We start from the raw sequence: 19818 nt of genomic DNA on the forward strand, positions 1-19818 counted from the left end.
GCACCCGTACAACTGTTGAGTTATCGATTGACGGCGTGCTTCGCTCAGCGAGTCACGCGAATGGCTACGTTCTTGGTGCGCACGTAGCTGTACAAGGCTTCCTGACCTTTCTCGCGGCCATACCCGGACAGGCGGTTGCCCCCGAACGGCGTTTCAATACCGCCGGCAAACCATTCGTTCACGAACACCTGACCGGCATCCAGTGCCTGGGAAGCACGCATGGCGCGGCTGATATCCTGAGTGAACACGCCAGCTACCAGACCGTAGTCTGTGGCGTTGGCCAGCTCGAATGCTTCTTCTTCGCTGTCGAACGGCGTGATGGCGATCACCGGCCCGAACACCTCTTCGGTGAACAGACGCATCTCGGTGGTTACATCCGCGAATACGGTCGGCTGCACGAATGCACCGGGCAGGCCTTCAACCGCATCGCCACCGCATACCAGACGGGCACCGTCTTCCACGGCTTCGTTACAGATCTTGAGGATGCCATCACGCTGCTGCATGGATACGACCGGAGTCAGGTCCGGGTTGTCCTTGCCGGCACCGATGCTCAGGCCACTGGCCAGTTCGGCAACACGGGCGACCACATCGTCATAGATATCGCGATGTACCAGCAGTCTGGACATGGCGGAGCAGACCTGGCCGGCATTAAAGAAGATGCCCCAGCGTACACTGCTGATCAGTTGATCCAGGTCGGCGTCCGGGAAGGCCACCGCCGCAGATTTGCCGCCCAGTTCCATCACACAGGGAACGGAGTTTTCAGCCGCATCTCGCATGATGGAACGGCCGGTCGGTACAGAGCCGGTGAACACGATTTGGTTGGTTTCCTTGTGGCCAACCAGTGCCGCACCGATCTTGCGACCGGGGCCGGCCAGCACACTCAGCGCACCCTTGGGCAGGCCGGCACGCTCGCATGCGGTCGCCAGCAGAGTGATGGCCAGCGGCGAAATCTCCGGGGATTTGACGATCACCGCGTTTCCGGCGGCCAGTGCTGGTGCCAGTGAGCGGGCGCAGATGGAGACCGGGAAGTTCCAGGGCACGATCTGCACCGAGATACCCTGAGGCTCGTAGCTGGTGAAGTCGATGTAGTCTTCGCCCAGCGGGATCGACTTGCCTTCAATCTTGTCGGCCATGCCGGCGTAGTATTCGAAGTAACGGGCCGATTCTTCAAACTCGTCACGGGCATCGTTGATGGACTTGCCGTTTTCGCGTGAGGCCAGGACTGCGCCTTCTTCAACCAGTTTGCGAATCTCGGCACCAATGCGATACATCAGCTCGGCGCGCTGGGCAGGGCGCTGGCGAGTCAGCAGGCCTTGCTTGACGCAGGCACGAGCCGCCTGGATAGCGTCTTCAGCGTCGTCCAGCGTAGCGCTGGCGATGGTGGCAAAAACATTATCGGAAGAAGGGTCACGCACATCGATCTTGTCAGCGCTGTCACGCCATTCGCCGCCGATGAAGTTGAGCCAGTGGTTTTCGTTATTCAGCATAAGTCTGTCCTTTGCCTGTCAGTGGCCGACCCGGCTGCATGGCCGGGCCGGTACCCTGAAAGATCAGTCGTTGTTGATGGCGGCGTACTTGTCGGCAACCCAACCGTGGAAATGGTGGGTCGGACCATCCAGTACCGGTGAGAACACACCACCGGTGAAGCCCGGTGACTGGCGGCCGGCTTGCATGCCTTCAACAGCAAAGATGTCTTCACCGAAGACCACTTTCCAGGCCTCCAGCTGGGAGTGACGGCAGGCGGCGTATTCGTCACCGCAGGCCTCTTCGCCGACGTAAAACAGGCGCAGGTTTTCGACGGTTACGTCCTTTTTACGCGGTTCCAGAATGATGGCGAAGAAGTGATCGGCCTGCATGCCCAGCATCACGTTGGGGTACAGCGAAACATACTCGGCGTGACGCAGGCGGTCTTCCGGCCAGTTCGGGAAGCGCGGCAGGCGGGTGCCGGCTACATCGGACAGGTTGTAGTTGTAGCTGCCCTGACCGGACATGTCGTCGTTGATGATCAGGTTGTAGTGCTGATCCAGCGGCGAGTAGGTGTTCAGGCTCGGGTGTACCCAGGGCAGGTGGTACGCCTCGCAGTAGTTCTCGATGGCCAGTTTCCAGTTGCACTGAACTTCCAGCTGCATCTGGCTGCCGGTTGGCGCGATGTGCAGGTTATCCCAGCCATCCTTGCCACAGAAGTCGCTCCAGCGCTGTACCAGTGGTTCGATATGCTCTTCAAACGGCTTGGAATCACCGGACAGGTTGATGAACACCATGCCGGCCCAAACGTGGGAGCGCACTTCGCGCAGACCATGCTTCTCACACACGAAGCCTTCTGCCTTGTGAACGCCGACACCACCTATGTGCGGGGTGCCCTTGAGGTTGCCGTTCAGGTCGTAAGTCCAGGAGTGGTAGGGGCAGCGCACCATACCTTCTACTTCGGTTTCTTCGGTCAGCAGAATCATGCCGCGGTGGCTGCACACGTTATGGAAGACTTTGTACTCACCATCGCGGTTACGCATGATCGCCAGCGGCAGGCCCATGAAGTCGACCGGCTTGGCAAAGCCGTTGGTCGGCAGGTCACTGGTGAAGCCCAGCGCAGCCCAGGTTTTGCCCAGCACTTCGTCGCGCTCCTGCTCGAACAGGGCATCGTCGATGTACACGGCATTGGGCATGCCGGCGGCTTCGGCCAGCGGCTTGCGTACTTCGTCCAGGGTTTCGGTTGGGATGATGTGAGATTTTATTGTCATGGTGTCTCTCCACATTCCGCCACTGAGGCATGAGGGTTTCAAAAAAGCCGGTTGCATTGACAGAGCGCAAGAAATTGCCGGCTGTCTGTGGAGCGGATATTAGGGATAGACCCGAAATCGTCACAAACGATTTTTAAGCCGCTGAGCTATTACAAAAACTCATGACCTCTAAAAACTCAGTATTTTTGCGGTTGCGTAACGGGTGAGGTGAAAAGTTACCATTACAAAAAGTCATCAGCCCATTAAAAAAACTGGTTTGATGTAGATCAAGGTTTTCAGCAGGATTGCCCCACTGCTTCCGGGCAGCGGTTGTTCGGCTTTTCCGTCAGACCCAACAACCTGCGGTGCGCTGAAAATAATAATTAGATGGAGACGACTCAATGAAACACGACTCCGGCCTCGTGCGTGGCATCGACCCCACGGTCACGGTGATATCCAAGATCCTGGTCATCGGCTTTGTGATCTTCTGCGGCCTGATGGCAAAGGAAGCGGGCGCTTTCTTCCAGCAGGTATCCGATACAATTCTCAATAACTTCAAATGGTTTTACCTGACCGTGGTGAGCGGGGTGCTGTGCCTGCTGATCTGGTTGATGCTGAGCCGTTTTGGTCATATCCGCCTGGGGCGGGATGATGAAAAGCCCGAGTTCAGTTACCGCTCCTGGCTGGCGATGCTGTTCAGTGGCGGTATGGGCATTGGTCTGATCTTCTGGTCGGTGGCCGAGCCCATGTGGCATTACGCCGGCAACCCCTTTGCTGAAGCCGGTTTGAGCAATGATGCGGCGCAAACCGCCATGCGGATTACCTTCTTCCATTGGGGCCTGCACCCCTGGGCAATCTTCATCATCGTCGCGCTGACAATGGCGTACTTTGCCTACCGCAAGGGGCTGCCGCTGACCATGCGTTCGGTGCTGTATCCGCTGATCGGCGACAGGATTTACGGTCCCATCGGTCATACCGTGGATATTCTCACGGTGGCAATTACGGCCTTTGGTGTGTCCCAGTCGCTGGGGCTGGGTGTGATCCAGATGAATTCCGGCCTGAACAATGTGCTGGGGATGGAGATCAGCGTCGGCAATCAGTTGATCATGATCGGTTTGATCAGCTTCCTGGCGATTCTGTCGGTGTTGTCTGGCGTGGGTCGCGGTATCCGTTTGCTGTCTGAATGGAACATGCTGCTGTCGATTTTGCTGGTTGTGGTGGTGCTGGCTGTTGGTCCGACCCGTTACATTCTGCACACGCTGATCGAGGGTACAGGGGATTATCTGGGCAATATCATTTCGCTCAGCACCTGGAGCGATGCTCAGGATGACAGTGGCTGGCAGAACTGGTGGACCGCCTTCTACTGGCCCTGGTGGATGACCTGGTCACCGTTTGTGGGCATGTTCATTGCGCGTATCTCCCGTGGCCGTACCATCCGCGAACTGATCATGGGCGCACTGATCGTGCCGACCATCGTTACCTTTATCTGGATGTCCGTGTTTGGTGGTTCTGCCCTGAAGATGGAGCAGAAAGACCGCCTGGCGCATCAGGCACAGGTAGAGTCAGGTGTGCTGGTGGATGAGGCTGCCGAGTTCAAAGGCGGTGATGTGCTGCTGGCGACCAAGGCGGAAACCACCTCGGCCGTGTTCACGCTGTTCGAAAAGATCGATGAAGGTTTTCTGGGGCAGATGCTGAGCCTGATGGTGGTGGCTTTGCTGGCGACCTATTTCATCACCTCGGCGGACTCGGGCACGCTGGTGCTCTGTACCCTCAACTCGCGGGGCAGTCTTGAACCACCCATGGTGCTGCGGGTTGTCTGGGGTGTGATGCAGGCGTTTATTGCCGGGGGACTGCTCTACGCCGGTGGTTTGAAGGCGGTGCAGACGGCGTCGATTGTGGCTGGTTTGCCGATCGCGGTGCTGACCCTGTTCATGGCGATCAGTCTGATGAAGTCACTGCGCCAGGAGCCGGGCATGCTGCCACCGGCACCTGCGCGTCAGCCGGTACCCAAGAACGAGCCGGAAGCAGACGATGATTACCAGCCTGCCGCGCTGCAGCCAGAGCCTGCACCGGTTCTGCTCAGAGCCAGTGGTGAGTGAGTCGGAGGGCATGGCGCCCAAAGCAAGCAACACCCTATAATGCTGTACTCAAGGGGCCCGCCAGTCGGGCTCCTTTCAATTATAACGACTATAAAGTAACACCCGAGGTCTGCCCTTGAAGATTAAGCCTCTGCCTCCCTTGAACAGTCTGGTGGCGTTCGAGTCTGCTGCCCGTCATCTCAGTTTTACCCAGGCCGCCATTGAGTTAAGCGTGACTCAGGGGGCGGTGAGTCGCCAGATTCGACATTTGGAAGACTACCTGGGCCGTTCGCTGTTTCTGCGTGACAAGCGCAGCCTGTCGTTGACCCAGACCGGCGAAGACTATTTTTTCAGCGTTCAGCAATCACTGCAGCTGCTGGCCAACGCCACCGGCGAAGTCCTTCAGTGGCAGGACAACAAGCAGATCACGGTAGTGACGTCCAACGCCATGGCGTCCCTCTGGTTACTGCCGCGACTGGCCGATTTTCAGGAGCGTCATCCTGATATCGATGTGCGCATCTTTGCCAGTGACACCCTCAAGGGCGTGCGCCCTTCAGAGTTCGATGTGGCCCTGTTCTATTATCGCAAGCCGCCGGCGGATATGGATGCCACGCCGCTGTTCCGCGAGCGGGTGTTTCCCGTGTGTAGTCCGCAATTTCTTGAGCGTTTGTCGCTGGACACGCCTGAGGACATTTTCTCGACAACGCTGCTGTGGCTGGATTCGGGCAAGGACTGGCTCGGCTGGACCGAGTGGTTCCAGCAGGCCGACTTGAAACCGGCACCGCCCAAGCGCCGGCTCAATCTCAATAACTATCCGATGCTGATTCAGGCAGCATTGAACGGTCAAGGGGTTGCCCTGGGGTGGGAGCAGCTGATCTGCAACTATCTGGACAGTGGCTTGCTGGTTCGGCCGGTGTCCACCGAGCTGAACACCGAAGCCTGCTTCTATATGCTTGAGCCGGATATGGTGTATCGACGCAGGCCCGGCGTTGACGAGTTTCGAGCCTGGTTGCTGGAGCTGGTCGCGGCGGAGCAGTTTGCTTCCGGCGCCGACAACACGGACTAGCTGTCCGGTTCCAGGCTTTCGGCTTTCAGCCAGGAAGCGCTTTGCTGTAGCAGTTCGAGGACCGGCTCTGACATCTGCTGCTGGATATGGCCGGAAATCTCGGCCGGTATTTCACCCAGCTCCGCCTCTCGGGCCAGCAGGTAAAGCTGGCGTGCATGGCGGTTGCCGTCCAGTGGCAGCAGGCGTACCCCCCGGGTACGTGGCGCAACCTGAGCCAGGCAGAGTGCGCTGATCACGCCCCAGCTGTGACCGTCCTGCACAAAGCGCATTAGCGTATGGGTATCGTCGGTTTCATAGCGCACCTGTGTCATTACCCCCATCCGACGCAATGCCACTTCTGTCATCGCGCCAATGTGCGTGTTCCTGCCGTAACGAATCATGGGGTGCTGCAGGGCCAGCCCGCTCAGTTGCTCGCGTGAAGGCGCCTCTGCATTAAAACCAAAGCGCTCGGGAACGGCCAGTAACAGGGGGTCTCGGAACAGTGGATAGCGCTCCAGGCCCTCAATATCATCCAGCGGATCGTTGGATACCAGAATATCCACTTCCCGATTGAGAAAAGACTGCAGCAGCGAAGGTGTCAGGCCGCTGCGCAGGGTCAGTTGCTCAATCCGGTTACCCATCTGCGCAATCAGGCGGCTGCCGAACACCTCCGAACAGGAAGTCACTAACCCCAGTCGACACTGAATCAACCCCTGATGGGCTGCGCCGCGAACCCGGCTGGTCAATCGGCGCAGATCACCCAGCAGGGTATCGGCCTGCTGCTTGAGCATCTGGCCGGCGGCCGTAAGCCGCAAGGGGCGGGTGCGACGCACGACCAGTGTGGTGCCCAGCTGGGTTTCCAGTTGTTTCAGGGTCTGGGACACCGCTGACTGGGTAACCCCCAGGCGCTGGGCTGCATCGGTCAGCGACTCCGACTCGGCAATAGAGACAAAACTGGCCAGCGCCTGGGTATCGATCAAGGGAGAAGATATCATTATAAGCTTTTCTTATGATGGGTTTAAGAATTACTCAATAAGCGATCTTATTGTAGATATATTAATAATGGCTGCAATAATCGGCGACATGAAAGGCGTAGCTTTGCGCCTGATCCAGAACCTTGAAGCCGAGTATTACAATAATGATTCTTCCCCGGTATGACAGACGCTGCGGCTGGTATGAACAGCTTGAAGTCGTTTCCGATTTCCCTGCCTTGAAAGAAGATACCCAGGCCGATGTGGTCGTAATCGGTGGTGGCTTTGTCGGCTGTGCGGCGGCGCGTCGTATGGCAGAAAACCGTCCCGATGACAGTGTGCTCCTGATTGAAGCCCTCAAGATCGGGCAGGGCGCTTCAGGCCGCAACTCGGGCTTCGTGATTGACCAACCTCACAAGCGTGATCTGGAAAGCGGCGACGAGCAGCTGAAGCAGAAGATCATCCGTCTTAACCGGCTGGCGGTGGAGTATCTGGAAACCCAGATCGAGCGCTTTAATATCGATTGCCAGTGGTCTCACGCCGGTAAATATCAGGCTGCCATCGGGTCGCGTGGTCGCAAGCATCTCGACCATTACGAGCAGCTGCTGAAGCACAGCGGTGAAGAGTACCACCGCCTGAGCAAGCAGGAGATGGCGTCCGTGTTCGGCACTGATTTCTACTCGGCTGCGATTCATACACCCGGAGGTGCATTGATGCAGCCAGCCGCTCTGATGCGCGGTTTGGCGGATAACATGCCTGACAATGTACGTATCGCCGAGCGCACCGCAGTGACCGCCATCAAGCGCACTCACAGCGGTTTCGAACTGACAACGGATAAGGCGCGCATTCAGTGCCGTCAGCTGATTCTGGGCACCAACATCTTTACCGCTGAGCTTGGCTACATGTCTGACCGCATCCTGCCGATCATGACCTTTGCCAGCATGACCGCACCGTTGACTGACGAGCAGATGCGCCGCTATGGCGGTCAGCTGGATTGGGGGATTACCCCGGCCGATCACGGTGGCACAACCCTGCGCATGACCCAGGACAAGCGCCTGCTGGTGCGTAACTCCTACCGCTATGCGCATGACTACAACACGCCTCAAGAGCTGATCCCCAATATCGCCATCCGCCATCGCGATGCCTTCGACGCACGCTACCCGGAGCTCTCGGATGTGCCGTTCGAATACACCTGGGGCGGTGCCAGTGGTTTGTCCGGCAATTTTGAAACCTACTTTGGTGAGCTGGAAACCAACATCTTCGCCTCCTGCTGTGACCAAAGCGTAGGCGCGGCGCGTGGTACCTACTCCGGCATGATGCTGGCCGACCTGGCCTGTGGCCTGAAAACAGACCTGCTGGATGACATCTGGTGTGTGTCCGGTAGTCCGTCAAGGTTGCCGCCCAAACCGCTGCTGCGTGTAGGCGTGCCCCTGCGTCTGGCGTTCGAGCGCTTCCGCAGCCGCTCTGAAGTCTGAATTCATATCGATATTGTTGGGAGAAATCCATGTCTGCAAAACTGATCAAGTCCTCAAGCCTTACGTATATGCACCGTGGTGGTCCGCCGGGTGACGCAGGTGTTGCCCGCGCCGTCAGCACGGATGTAAGCGCCACCATGGGGGCGGGGGTTGCCCATTTCGATGCCTGCTCAATCAGCTGGACGGTGCTCTACGATGAGGTGATTTACGTGATTGATGGCGTCTTCCGTCTGGTTACCAATGAGGGCGTGCTGGAAGGTGAAGCTGGTGACATCATCTGGGTGCCGGAAGGGACTGAGCTGAAGTATGAGGGCGACCAGGCGCGTATTTTCTATGCCGTGTACCCGGGTAACTGGAAGGAAATTCACGGCCTGGCTTAAGTCAGGTACTGCTCAACGTTTGTTTACCCTTGGCGATGAGAAGTCCCTGTAACCGTTGTGGCAGGGGCTTGTCGGTAATGACCAGATCATAGTCTTCGATGTGCCCTGCGTGGCAGGGGGCCAGGCAATCAAATTTGCTGCTATCGAGTAACAGCACCCGCAAGCGGCTTTGTTCCAGCATGGCCTCCCGTGCCATTACTTCATCATCGTTAAAATCGAATAATTGACCGTTGGCGTCCATCCCTCCTACCGACGTAATTGCCGTATCGGCGCGATAGCGTTTGAAAAAGCGCAGGGCGTCGCCGCCAATCACATCCCTGTCCCGCAACCTAACACGGCCGCCGGCAAGGGTGAGGGCACAATCAGGGTGTTCGCAGAGTCGGTTCGCCACATGGAGGTTGTTGGTGATCACCTGCAAGCCTTTGTGCTCGCCAAGCCGTGCGGCCAGTTCCGCCAGTGTTGAGCCAGTCCCCATGAACAGGGTCTGAAACCCGCCGAGTTGCTCTGCACAGAGCTCAGCGATCAGTGCCTTGCCGGGTTCGTTGCGAATGCGGCGCTGGTCGTAACTGATGTTCTCCCGGTGAGGGAAGGGAAGCACTTCACCGTGGTTGCGCAGCAGCAGTCCCTGCTGCACCAGCACGCGAACGTCGTTGCGAATGGTCTGCACGGATACGCCAAAGTGCTTTGCCAGCTGCTGCACGCTGGTGCGGCCCTCATTGTTTACCCGTTCGGTAATCTGGTGTCTGCGTTGATGCATCGGTCAGCCTCTGTCCTGAAAGGTAATGCCGTTAGCGGTTTTGTCGTTGAGTAAGCAAAACGAAAGTCAGCGACATCAAAACGAAAATGAAATGTCATTCTGGTGTAAGGAGGTGTCACTAAGGTTTCAGCCATCACATTTTGGAGGTGGCATGATGTTTAAGAAGACTCTGATGACCCTCGCCGTCATTGCCGGCGGTTCTCTTTCCATGATGGCGCAGGCGGATAGCCGGCTGGTGCTGTATACCAGCCAGCCCAACGCCGATGCCCAGGCAACCGTGGATGCCTTTACCCAGGCGCATCCTGATATCGAGGTGGAGTGGGTCCGTGATGGCACCACCAAGCTGATGACACGCTTGCGTGCCGAGCTGCAGAGCGGTACGTCCCGTGCAGATCTGCTGCTGATCGCTGATAGCGTGAATATGGAATCGCTCAAGGAAGGCGGGCATCTGCAGCCCTACCTGAGCCCCGAACGTAAGCATTTTGATTCTGCCTTGTACCAGCCCGAGGGCTATTACTACGGCACCAAACTGATTACCACGGGCATTGTGCGCCATACCCGCGCGTCCGAGTCACCGTCCAGCTGGGCTGATCTGGCGCATGAGCGCTACAAGGGGCAGGTGGCAATGCCGAGCCCGCTGTACTCCGGTGCTGCGCTGATTCACTTGGCGACACTGACCTCCAATCCTGACCTTGGCTGGGATTACTACCGCTCTCTGGCAGATAACAAGACTCAGGCTCAGGGCGGTAATGGCGGTGTGCTCAAGGCCGTTGCATCCGGCAATAAGCCCTATGGCGTGATCGTCGATTTCCTGGCCATCCGCGAAGCGCGTAAAGGCTCGCCCATCGAGTTTGTCTTCCCGGAGGAGGGCGGCAGCATGGTGACAGAGCCGGTGGCCATTATGCAGGGCGCCGAGAATGTGGACGCGGCTCAGAAATTTGTCGATTTCGTGCTGTCTGCCAAGGGGCAGGAGCTGGTTCGTGAACAGGGCTACCTTCCGGCCAGCAATAAGGTTGCGGCGCCAGAGGGCTTCCCGGCACGTGAGAAGATCAAGCTGATGTCGTTTGATGCAGCCGATGCCTTGCGCAATGCCGATGCCAACAAGGCACGCTTCAACGACGTATTTGGCGGCTGAACATGCTGGCAGCTATACGTTCGAGCGACCAGCCGCGTTGGCTGGTCGCACTGATTCTCGCCTTAATAATGCTACTGAGCCTGACACCCAGCCTGCGCCTGCTGTTGGAAGCGCTCACTCAGCTGGATCAGGGAGCTGATTCGCCGCTGTTTCGGGTTCTGCGTGACGGCGCGACCTGGAACGCACTGTATAACAGCCTCTATACCTCGATATTGGCAACCCTGATATCGCTGGTGCTGGGAGCGCTGTTTGCCTGTTCACTGTCGCTGACCAATGTGTCCGGTCGTCAGTGGCTGGTGTTCTGCTTCATGCTGCCGATGATGATTCCGCCTCAGGTAACGGCTTTGAGCTGGCTGCAACTGTTTGGCCCAAGCAGCCCGTTGCTCAATTCGCTGGGGATGGCGCCGTCATTGGGTTCACCGCAGCCGCTTTATTCGGCCGAAGGCATCGCGCTACTGATGGGAATTCAGCATGCACCTCTGGTGTTTCTGACCTTGAGAGCCAGTCTGATCAACCTGCCGGCCGAGCTGATAGAAGCTGCGCGCATCAACGGTGCCAGTCAGCGTCGGGTATGGCTGGATGTGATTCTGCCCCTGTGCCGAAGCGGGCTGGTGGCGGCTGCAGCCATTGCCTTTGTATCGGCGCTGGGTAACTTCGGTATTCCGGCCATGCTGGGTATCCCTGCGTCTTACTATGTACTGCCCACACTGATTTACCAGCACCTGGCCGGGTTTGGCCAGACGGTATTGAGTGAAGTAGCGGTCCTGTCGATGCTGATCGGTTTTTTGGCGCTGATGGGTGTGCTGGTCCAGCAGCGTTTCGTGCGCAAGGCCCAGTTTGAACTGGTAAGGCATAGCGGCCGGGCTCAGGCGTTTGAGCTGGATACCCGCCATCGACGGTTATTGCAGGCGGCGCTTTGGCTGGTGCTTAGCCTGATCCTGGTGGCACCGCTGATTGCGTTGGTGATCAGTTCATTGGTGCCTGCTTTGGGCGTTGGCCTTACGACTGAAACACTCACACTTGAAGCTTATGTGGAGATGCTTTCGCGTCAAGGCGTCACCAGTCGTGCTATGAGTAATAGCTTGCTGTTGGCCGGTGGCAGCGCCCTGTTCCTGATGGCTCTGAGCCTCCCGTTGGCCTGGTTGTTATTGCGTATGCAGCCTCGGCTGCGCACCACGATCAATAGCCTGATCGAAATTCCCTATGCATTGCCCGGGGTGGTGCTGGCGATCGCCTGCATTCTCCTGTTCGTGAAGCCCTTGCCGCTACTGGACATCAGCCTCTACGGCACCCTGGCGATTCTATTTGTGGCCTATTTGGCGCGTTTCATGAGTATCGCGCTGAAGCCAGTGCAGGCCAGTGCCGGTCAGCTCGATGGTTCGCTGGAAGAAGCTGCACAACTGGCGGGAGCAGGGCCGCTCAGGCGTTTGCTGCAAATCGTACTGCCACTGGTGGCACCTGCGCTCTGTGCTGGTGGACTGCTGGTGTTTCTCACTGCGGTAAATGAATTGACGGTGTCTGCGCTGCTCTGGAGTGCCGGGAATGAAACCCTGGGGGTACTGGTGTTTAACCTGGATGAGGGCGGCGACAGTGTGTTGGCCGCCGCCATCTCGGTGGTGATTGTCGTTATGGTGGCCGTGCTCATGCTGTTGCTCAGTCTGATGGCGCGCTGGCTGCCCGAAGGAGTTATACCTTGGCGAACCTGATACTGGATTCTGTAACTAAAACCTTTGACGGCCAGCCGGCGGTGGATGCGGTTAGTCTGGACATTGAACAGGGCGAATTTGTCGCTTTGCTGGGCCCCAGCGGTTGTGGCAAAACCACCATGCTGCGCATGCTGGCCGGTTTTGAGGCCGTGTCGGGCGGCAGTATTCACTTGAACGGACAGACATTGGCCGCGGACGGAGTTCATGTGCCGCCGGAGGCGCGTCGTATGGGGATGGTGTTCCAGTCCTATGCGCTCTGGCCGCACATGACCGTGCTGCAGAATGTGGCCTACCCGCTCAAATTGCAGAAAATGTCGGAGGGCGAGCGGCAGCGTCGTATTGATGAAGCCTTGGCAGCTGTACAGCTGACGCACCTGTCCGGTCGTGCGCCCAAGGATTTGAGCGGTGGCCAGCGTCAGCGAGTGGCGTTGGCTCGCTGTCTGGTGACCGAGCCCGATGTGGTGTTGCTGGATGAACCCTTGGCGAATCTGGATCGACATCTGCGCGCGTCCATGGAGGAAACCTTCAGGGAGTTTCACCGCCGTACAGGCGCGACCATGATCTACGTGACCCATGACCAGTCCGAGGCCATGTCGCTGGCCAGCAAGATTGCCGTGATGAACCGGGGCCAACTGGAGCAGTGGGGCACTCCTCAGGACCTGTACGCGCGCCCCAGAAGTGAATGGGTGGCTGGCTTTATCGGTCAGGGTGGCGTTGCCGGCGTTGGCGGCATCGCGCCGGGGTTTGAAATCGGGCCTGAGGCTTTGGCCACAGGGCTGGGAGCCGAGCAGGGTGCGAGGACGCCTGTACTGATCCGGCCTCAGGATGTCCGAGTCGGTGTGCCGGGGGTATCGGCCGAGGTGATCGCGTCCATTTACCGAGGGGCGCATTACGAACTCAAATTGCGTCTGGCCTGTGGCGCCGAGTTGATGGCATTTCATGATCAGCCGTTGGCGGTGGCGCAGCATACCTGCCTGCATATCAGTCGGGGCTGGTCGCTGGAGCCGACTCGATGAGGCCGTCACTGCGTATTCTCAGCGGCCTGGGCGGCAAACAGCCGGCAGCATTTGTGCTGGATACCGAGCAGGGGCGCATCTTGATTGAGGCAGGCGGGCCACTTGAGCCGGGTCTGCCCTGTGACTGGCAATGGCCACAGGATCGTCCTGTCGATGCCGTAGTGATCAGTCATGACCATGTGGATCACATGGGCGCCATTGATCGAGTGCCGAAGGGGACACCGGTATACGCGACGGGGCCGGTAGCCGCCGCCTTGCCTGCAGGAATTGAACACCGCGTGTTGCCGCTACAGGGCGAACTGGAACTGCTGGGGCTACGTGTGCGAACCGGTCAGGCCGGTCATTCGCTGGGCGGTGTCTGGCTGCACTTCGATGTGGGTGACGGTCTGTTCTACAGCGGTGACTTTTCCACCGAGTCGACCCTGTTTCGCTTTGATACTCCGCCCGCTGCGGGGCTGGCACTGTTGGATGCCTCCTACGGGCTTTACGACCAACCACAGAATCACTGCCGGGAAGAGTTGCTGACTCATTTGAATACACCCATATTATTGCCGGTGCCTGCATCAGGACGTGCACTTGAAATGGCGCTTTGGTTGGATGAAAAAGGCATCGACTGGAGTATGGATAGCCTCTGCCTGCAACAGCTGACGCGCATGCAATCAATGCCGGCCAGCTGCTTTCAGCCGGGCGTGTTCGACAGGCTCAAGCGGTTGCAACCTTCCAGCACGCTGGCGCAAAGCCAGGTTGCACTGGTGGGGCGGCCGGAGGGAGTTGGCGAGGACATTGAGCAGTTGATCAGCAGTGGTCAGCGTCAGGTGATTTACACCGGTTATCTGCCACCCAAGGCACAACGGGATGTAGCCGAGGGGCGCGCCCGTTGGCTGCGCTGGAATGTGCACCCGCGCTGTTCTGATCTGCAAAGGCTGGCGCAACAGATACAGGCCAAGCGTGTCATCCCGCTGTTTACGTCTCTCACTGAGCAGCAGCAGTGGCAGCGTGCCCTGGACCCTTGCCTCTTTATTCCGACCACAGACGAGATTCAACTGAGTTAATCCCCCATGACAGATACCGAGTTGGCGCTGGTGCGGCGCCCCTTTGTTTTTATGCGCCATGGTGAAACCCCGGCCAATGCGGGGCATTTGATCTGTGGCTCCACGGATGTGCCGCTGAGCCCGAGAGGAGAAGAACAGGCCCGTTCAGCGGCGTGGTTGGGCGGCTATAGCTGGAGCTGTGTTGCCACCAGTCAGCTGCAGCGCGCCCGTTCCACTGCGCAGCTGGCACTGCCCGAACGCACCCTGATCAGTGTCGAAGATCTGCAGGAGCGTCATTGGGGTGCACTTGAGATGGCGCCTCTTACGGAGCAGACGCCCTATGAAGAGACACCACCGGATGGAGAGCCCTGGATCGTCTTCAAATATCGGGTCGTTCATGCTCTGAATCAGCTGCTGAACGCTTATGACTTGCCCTTGATTGTGGCGCACTCGGGGGTGTATCGCGTGATTCGCGAGCTGCAAACGGGCACGCCACAGGGCCCAAGAATTGAAAATGCCGAGCCGGTGCTCATTGAGCCTCAGGCGGATGGCTGGGACATGACCTTACTTAAGGAGATATGGTTTGAACAACGGTGATACCGTCATTGTCGATGTGGATGGAACCCTGGCGCATTTCGATCCCGAAACGGTCCATCAATGGGTGCTGGGTGCCGAAAAGGCCTGGGACCCCTTCTTCGAATTTATGCGCGAAGCGCCGGTGATCGAGCCCGTGCGTAACCTGGTGCAAATGTTAAAGGCCCAGCAACAGAAGATCGTCATCTGCAGTGGCCGCCCGGATTCCCATCGCGATCACACCCTGGAGTGGCTGGATCGTCACGAGATTCCCTACGACGGCGTGTACCTGCGTGCCCTGGGTGACGATGAGGTAGATGATGAAAGCGTTAAGCAGCAGTTGCTGCAGCAAATTCGTGACGACGGCTTCAGCCCCTGGTTGGTGCTGGATGACCGTGATGCGGTAGTGGCGCGCTGGCGCGAGCTGGGGCTGACCTGCCTGCAGTGTGCGCCGGGGAGTTTTTGAGACAGGAGCGCTGGCCGTACTGGCTGGTCAGCGCTCTCCCAAAACATTGTTCTAACTTACGCGAATAGCTGACGGGCAGGCGCGGGTCTGCAGTCGAAATACGAGCAGTCCAACCATTATCAGCAACACGGGCAGGGCGGCATACAGGTTAATGGCCGCCCAGCTCATAGTGCTTGCCAAGCTGCCGGAGATCAGGGTGGCGCCGGTTACGCCGTTAAATACCAGTGTATCGTTGAGTGCTCTTACTCGGTGGCTGTCAGTTGGGTGGCAGTGCTCCACCAGCAGTGATGAGGCACCGATATAGAGAAGGTTCCAGCCCAGCCCCAGTAACACCAATGCCGCTTCGAAATGGATCAGCTCAACCCCAAGGATGCTAATGCCGATACTGCCGAAGCTCAGCATGCAGCCCAGCAGCATTACGGGAATGCAGCCGAAGCGTTGAATCAGCTGTCCGGTGAAAAAGGAAGGGGCGAACATGGCGACCAGGTGCCACTGGATGACCCAGGCCGTGTCATCAAAGCCGAAACCGCAATGCATCATCGCCAGGGGCGTGGCGGACATCAGCAAGTTCATAACCGCATAGCTACCCACCGCTGCCAGAATGGCGATCAAGATACCCGGGCTTCTCAGCAGTGATGCACGTGAGAGGGGATCTCCGGATGAGCTTTTGTTCGAAGGCTCGCTACTGTTCTGATCAGGCAAACGAAGTGCGCTGGCCAGCAGGGCTGAAGCTGTGGCGATGATGGCCAGCATAAGAAAGCTGGCAAAGAAATCCGGTCCCAGCGCGTCCCGGCTCCAGCGCGCCAGGTTGGGACCCAGCAGCGCAGCGAGGAGTCCGCCGCTCAGTGTGAGGGAAATCGCCAGGCTTTTGTGCTCGATGGCAACGGCATCTGCGGCTGCAAACCGGTAGTACTGTCCAGCGCCGTTGAAGATTCCGATCAGCAGGCCGGATACCGCAAACAGGAAGAAACTCTCCAGATAAATCCCTGCTGCTGCCAGAAACAGGCCCAGAGCACCGGCCAGTGCGCTGTATACAAAAGTGGTTCTGGCTCCCAGACGCTGCATGCACCAGGCAAGCGGGAATAGCATCAGCAAGGTGGCCAGATACTGGACCGCCAGTGGCAGGGTCGCCAGTTCCGGGCCGGGAGACAGCTGAGCGCCAATCAGCGCAGAGGAGGACAGCACCAGGCTCACGCTGGTCATCATAGTGGCCTGGCAGAGGGTCAGCAGTAAGACATTCCGATTCATGAGTCAAAATCTCGGTAAACGTTGTTGGCCTGATCATGCATGACTACAATCTGTCCTGAATGACTAGCTTCCCACTATTTATGCCATGCCTCATATTATTACCGTTTTTGTGTTTGCTGATTTCCAGTTGCTGGATGCATCCGGGCCTGTTGCTGCTTTCGAGGCCGCCAACAGGCTGGTACCAGGCAGTTATGACCTCAGGCTGGTTAGCCTTGACGGCGGACTGATTGCCAGCTCGTCAGGTGTCAGCCTGCTAACCAGCTCATGCCAGGAAGAGGGAGAGGTGGATACGCTGATGGCGGTGGGAGGCTGGGGCGTATACTCGGCGGCTGAGTGTGAGCAGACACTGGGCTGGGTGCGGGCACGATCTGACACTGCAAGGCGCATGACCAGCGTTTGCTCGGGTGCTTTCCTGTTGGGAGCTGCCGGTGTGCTGGATGGACGCAGAGCGACCACTCACTGGAATCGCAGTGCGGATTTCTGTCGTCGCTTTCCTCAGGTACGGCTGGAGCCGGATCGGATTTTTGTCAACGATGGCCCGGTTTGGACTTCGGCCGGTGTCAGTGCCGGGATTGATCTTGCGCTGGCCCTGATTACCCAGGATTTGGGAGAGGCAGTCGCGCGTCAGGTTGCTCGGCAATTGGTGGTGTACTACCGGCGCCCAGGTGGCCAGTCACAGTTTTCTGAACTGCTGGATCTGGCTGCGCCCGATAGTCGCTTTGCACCCTTACTGGATCATATCCGCAGTCATTTGAGGGAGTCCTTGCAGGTTGAAGATCTGGCGCACTGGATGTGCATGAGTCCGCGCCATTTCAGTCGTTTGTTTACCGCTGAAGTGGGTACGACGCCCGCGCGTGCGGTCGAGCGACTCAGGGTTGAAGCAGCCAGCAGCTATCTGGACAGCGGACAGGACTCGATACAGGTCATCGCCCAGCGATGCGGGTTTCAGGATGCTGAACGTATGCGGCGTGCCTTTGTGCGTATCAAGGGGATGCCGCCCTCTGCCTTCAGGCGCAAGGGCGGGCAAATTACAGATGTTTAGCGGGCTGTTAGAACTGAACCGCGTAGCTCAGTCCCAGGGTGCGGCCCCGGCCTTCGAAGGTTACGACCGCCGGTGAAGTCAGGCCGGCGTAAAGCATCTGGGCTTTCTGGCTCCACAGGGTCTGGTAGTCGGTATCGAACAGGTTGTTGATGCCAAAGCTCAGGTTGCCCACCGGCAGGTCATAGCCGCCCACCAGGTCAAACAGGGTGTAGCCGTCCAGTTCGCGACCGGCATCATCCTTGTAGCCATAGACTTTCATTCCCTGCAGACGCAGGTTCAGCGGGCCCTGGTTCCAGTCCACATGAGCGCCCAGCTTGTGGGTGCTGGCATAGTAGGCTTCCAGTGCCTGCCAGCCGTCGCCTTTTTTCTCCGGCTCGACCAGGTGCAGGTTGGCGCCCAATGCCCAGTTGCTGTTGATGCGGTAGTCGGCGATGGCTTCCAGGCCGTAGATGCGTTTTTTCTCATCCAGCACGCTCACGGACAGGTTGCGGCTGCTGTTGCTGATGCGCTTGTCGGAAATGGAGTAGTAGGCCGACAGCTGGGTACGCAGCTGACCATCGTCATAACGCCAGCCCAGTTCGTAGGAGTCGGTCTTGAGGGCGTCGGCCTTGTTGTCCGCCACGTTGATGCCGGAGATCAGGTTGCTGCCATCGTAGTTGCCGTAGCCGTAGTATTTGGCCGGGTCCGGCACTTCAAAGCCCTGGGAGAAATTGGCGTACAGCTGGTGTTCCGGGGTCAGTGAGTAGACCGCGCCCAGGTTGAACAGGGTGGTGTTGTAATCGGCTTCACCGCCCGGCACGGCATCGGCATAGGGCAGTTGGCCGGTGGCGACCAGGTACTGCTGGTCGGTATCGACAAAGTCATCGATCTTGGCATTGGCATACTGATAACGCAGGCCACCGTTCAGGGTCAGCTGATCAGTCACCTGGCTGTTGGCTTGCAGGAACAGCGCCATCTCATCGATTTCAACGCCGGGGTAGCGACCGGTACTGATCTCGGGGTTGTAGACCAGACCACCGCTGGCTGCGGCATCGGCAAAATTATAATACTGCTGGCGACTGTCGAAGGTTTCCCGGCTCAGGTCGGCACCGTAGGTGAGTGAGGTATCCGCATTCAGCTGGCTGACCAGTACGGCCTTGAGGCCATAGACTTCGGTTTCCTGGTTGGATGCGCTGACAGTCTGGCTTGCCGCACGCGGGAAGGGATAGAACTGCAGTGCTTCGCTGCGATAGAACCCCTGCACCAACAGCTGCTGGCCCATCAGGTCATCGTTGGCGTACTGCAGGTTCAGCAACTTGCGCTCGGTTTCCGGCTGGTCATCCAGTTGCAGTCCATCCTCTACGGATACCTGTGACGGATCGGTGAAACCGGCATAGTTGGGGCCGAAGTAGGAGAAGCGATCAGCATCCTGTTCGTTCTTGAAATACTGGGCCGTCAACTGAAGGTGTTGTTCGTCACCCAGCTGGATGCCAGTGTTGGCCATCAGGTCGATCTGATCGCCATACTGGGACGAGGTCTGGGTGATGTCCTGCAGGATCTCTTCATCATCGGTGTTGTAGAAGGCGCCGGTTTTGCGCAGTGAGGCAGAAAGACGGTAGTCCATGCGGTCATTGCCGCCACTGACGGCGCCTGCCAGCTGGCTGTCCAGATCGTCACTGTGGAAGCCACTCTTCACGCCGGTTTCCAGATCGAAGCGGGGTTCGCCCGGTGCGCCCTTGCGCGTAATGATATTGATGACACCGCCGGTACCGCCGCCACCATAGACGGAGCTGGCGCCGGAGATCACCTCAATGCGGGCAATGTTGAACGGGTCGATGGACTCGAACTGACGGCTCACGCTGCGGCTGGAGATGAGTGACACCCCGTCGATCATGACCAGAATGGAGCGGCCGCGCATGTACTGACCATAGTTGGTTCGCCCCTGACTGCCGGCATCCAGGCTGGGGATCAGCTGTGCCAAGGCATCCTTGAAATCACTGCCGCCGTGCATCTGCTGCTGGATCTGCTCGGCTTCGATCACACGTACGGTCGCCGGGATATCAGCAATACTGGTCGCAGCACGGTTGGCCGTGATGACGGTCGTATTCAGATCGGCTTCAGCGGCAAGTGCCTGGGCACTGGCCAGACCAATGGCAACGGATATCAGTGATTTGCGAAACGTCAGTAGGGGAGAGGGCACGG

17 protein-coding genes are annotated in these 19818 nt (G+C 58.3%); 11 read left to right on the forward strand and 6 right to left on the reverse strand.

Going from position 1 to position 19818, the window contains the following annotated elements:
* Positions 1–44: 44 nt before the first annotated feature.
* Positions 45–1487 carry an aldehyde dehydrogenase family protein gene (locus O3C79_RS08695; RefSeq protein ID WP_494385615.1) on the reverse strand — a complete coding sequence of 481 codons (1443 nt, stop codon included), beginning with the start codon at positions 1485–1487 and terminating at the stop codon, positions 45–47.
* Between the two features lie 63 nt (positions 1488–1550).
* The gene (locus tag O3C79_RS08700; protein ID WP_494385616.1) at positions 1551–2735 is read right to left on the reverse strand and encodes an aromatic ring-hydroxylating oxygenase subunit alpha; all 1185 of its coding nucleotides are present in this window, start codon (positions 2733–2735) and stop codon (positions 1551–1553) included.
* A 380-nt stretch (positions 2736–3115) separates the two neighbouring features.
* On the opposite strand from O3C79_RS08700, the gene O3C79_RS08705 reads away from it, so the two are divergent.
* A complete protein-coding gene (locus tag O3C79_RS08705; protein ID WP_494385617.1) occupies positions 3116–4813 on the forward strand; it encodes a BCCT family transporter in 1698 nt (565 codons plus the stop codon).
* 115 nt (positions 4814–4928) lie between these two features.
* Positions 4929–5858 (forward strand): transcriptional regulator GcvA, encoded by a 930-nt coding sequence (gene gcvA / locus O3C79_RS08710; RefSeq protein WP_494385618.1) that lies wholly within the window; start codon positions 4929–4931, stop codon positions 5856–5858.
* On the opposite strand, the gene O3C79_RS08715 is transcribed toward gcvA, so the two are convergent.
* Positions 5855–6832 (reverse strand): LysR family transcriptional regulator, encoded by a 978-nt coding sequence (locus O3C79_RS08715; protein ID WP_494385619.1) that lies wholly within the window; start codon positions 6830–6832, stop codon positions 5855–5857. The two genes, gcvA and O3C79_RS08715, sit on opposite strands and share 4 nt — an antisense overlap.
* 143 nt (positions 6833–6975) lie before the next feature.
* Here O3C79_RS08715 and O3C79_RS08720 point away from each other — a divergent pair, with 143 nt between their 5' ends.
* Positions 6976–8283: an NAD(P)/FAD-dependent oxidoreductase gene (locus O3C79_RS08720; RefSeq protein ID WP_494385620.1), complete on the forward strand. Its 1308-nt coding sequence runs from the start codon at positions 6976–6978 to the stop codon at positions 8281–8283.
* A gap of 29 nt (positions 8284–8312) precedes the next feature.
* On the forward strand, positions 8313–8663 hold the full coding sequence (locus O3C79_RS08725) for a cupin domain-containing protein (protein WP_494385621.1): 351 nt from the start codon (positions 8313–8315) through the stop codon (positions 8661–8663).
* 1 nt (position 8664) lies between these two features.
* On the opposite strand, the gene O3C79_RS08730 is transcribed toward O3C79_RS08725, so the two are convergent.
* Entirely contained in the window at positions 8665–9420 is a 756-nt protein-coding gene (locus O3C79_RS08730) for a DeoR/GlpR family DNA-binding transcription regulator (RefSeq protein ID WP_494385622.1), read from the reverse strand.
* A 154-nt stretch (positions 9421–9574) separates the two neighbouring features.
* Between O3C79_RS08730 and O3C79_RS08735 the strand changes: the two genes are divergently transcribed.
* From O3C79_RS08735 to O3C79_RS08760, 6 genes are read left to right on the forward strand one after another with little or no spacing between them, the layout of a single operon-like run.
* Positions 9575–10555 carry an ABC transporter substrate-binding protein gene (locus tag O3C79_RS08735; RefSeq protein WP_494385785.1) on the forward strand — a complete coding sequence of 327 codons (981 nt, stop codon included), beginning with the start codon at positions 9575–9577 and terminating at the stop codon, positions 10553–10555.
* A 2-nt stretch (positions 10556–10557) separates the two neighbouring features.
* Positions 10558–12261: an ABC transporter permease gene (locus O3C79_RS08740; RefSeq protein WP_494385623.1), complete on the forward strand. Its 1704-nt coding sequence runs from the start codon at positions 10558–10560 to the stop codon at positions 12259–12261.
* Positions 12249–13277, forward strand: a complete 1029-nt coding sequence (locus O3C79_RS08745) for an ABC transporter ATP-binding protein (RefSeq protein WP_494385624.1) — start codon at positions 12249–12251, stop codon at positions 13275–13277. Before O3C79_RS08740 ends, O3C79_RS08745 begins: the two co-directional genes overlap by 13 nt.
* Positions 13274–14329: an MBL fold metallo-hydrolase gene (locus O3C79_RS08750; protein WP_494385625.1), complete on the forward strand. Its 1056-nt coding sequence runs from the start codon at positions 13274–13276 to the stop codon at positions 14327–14329. Before O3C79_RS08745 ends, O3C79_RS08750 begins: the two co-directional genes overlap by 4 nt.
* A 6-nt stretch (positions 14330–14335) precedes the next feature.
* Positions 14336–14905 carry a histidine phosphatase family protein gene (locus O3C79_RS08755; RefSeq protein WP_494385626.1) on the forward strand — a complete coding sequence of 190 codons (570 nt, stop codon included), beginning with the start codon at positions 14336–14338 and terminating at the stop codon, positions 14903–14905.
* The gene (locus tag O3C79_RS08760; RefSeq protein WP_494385627.1) at positions 14892–15347 is read left to right on the forward strand and encodes a phosphatase domain-containing protein; all 456 of its coding nucleotides are present in this window, start codon (positions 14892–14894) and stop codon (positions 15345–15347) included. The genes O3C79_RS08755 and O3C79_RS08760 overlap by 14 nt, the downstream gene beginning before the upstream one ends.
* A gap of 51 nt (positions 15348–15398) precedes the next feature.
* Here the strand turns inward: O3C79_RS08760 and O3C79_RS08765 are convergent, their stop codons facing one another.
* Positions 15399–16595 carry an MFS transporter gene (locus O3C79_RS08765; protein ID WP_494385628.1) on the reverse strand — a complete coding sequence of 399 codons (1197 nt, stop codon included), beginning with the start codon at positions 16593–16595 and terminating at the stop codon, positions 15399–15401.
* A gap of 85 nt (positions 16596–16680) precedes the next feature.
* Between O3C79_RS08765 and O3C79_RS08770 the strand changes: the two genes are divergently transcribed.
* A complete protein-coding gene (locus O3C79_RS08770) occupies positions 16681–17637 on the forward strand; it encodes a GlxA family transcriptional regulator (protein WP_494385629.1) in 957 nt (318 codons plus the stop codon).
* A gap of 7 nt (positions 17638–17644) precedes the next feature.
* Here O3C79_RS08770 and O3C79_RS08775 read toward each other — a convergent pair whose 3' ends face one another.
* A complete protein-coding gene (locus tag O3C79_RS08775) occupies positions 17645–19816 on the reverse strand; it encodes a TonB-dependent receptor (RefSeq protein ID WP_494385630.1) in 2172 nt (723 codons plus the stop codon).
* Positions 19817–19818 lie beyond the last annotated feature (2 nt).

The sequence above is a fragment of the Marinobacterium sp. NO-S09 genome, from assembly GCF_059179545.1.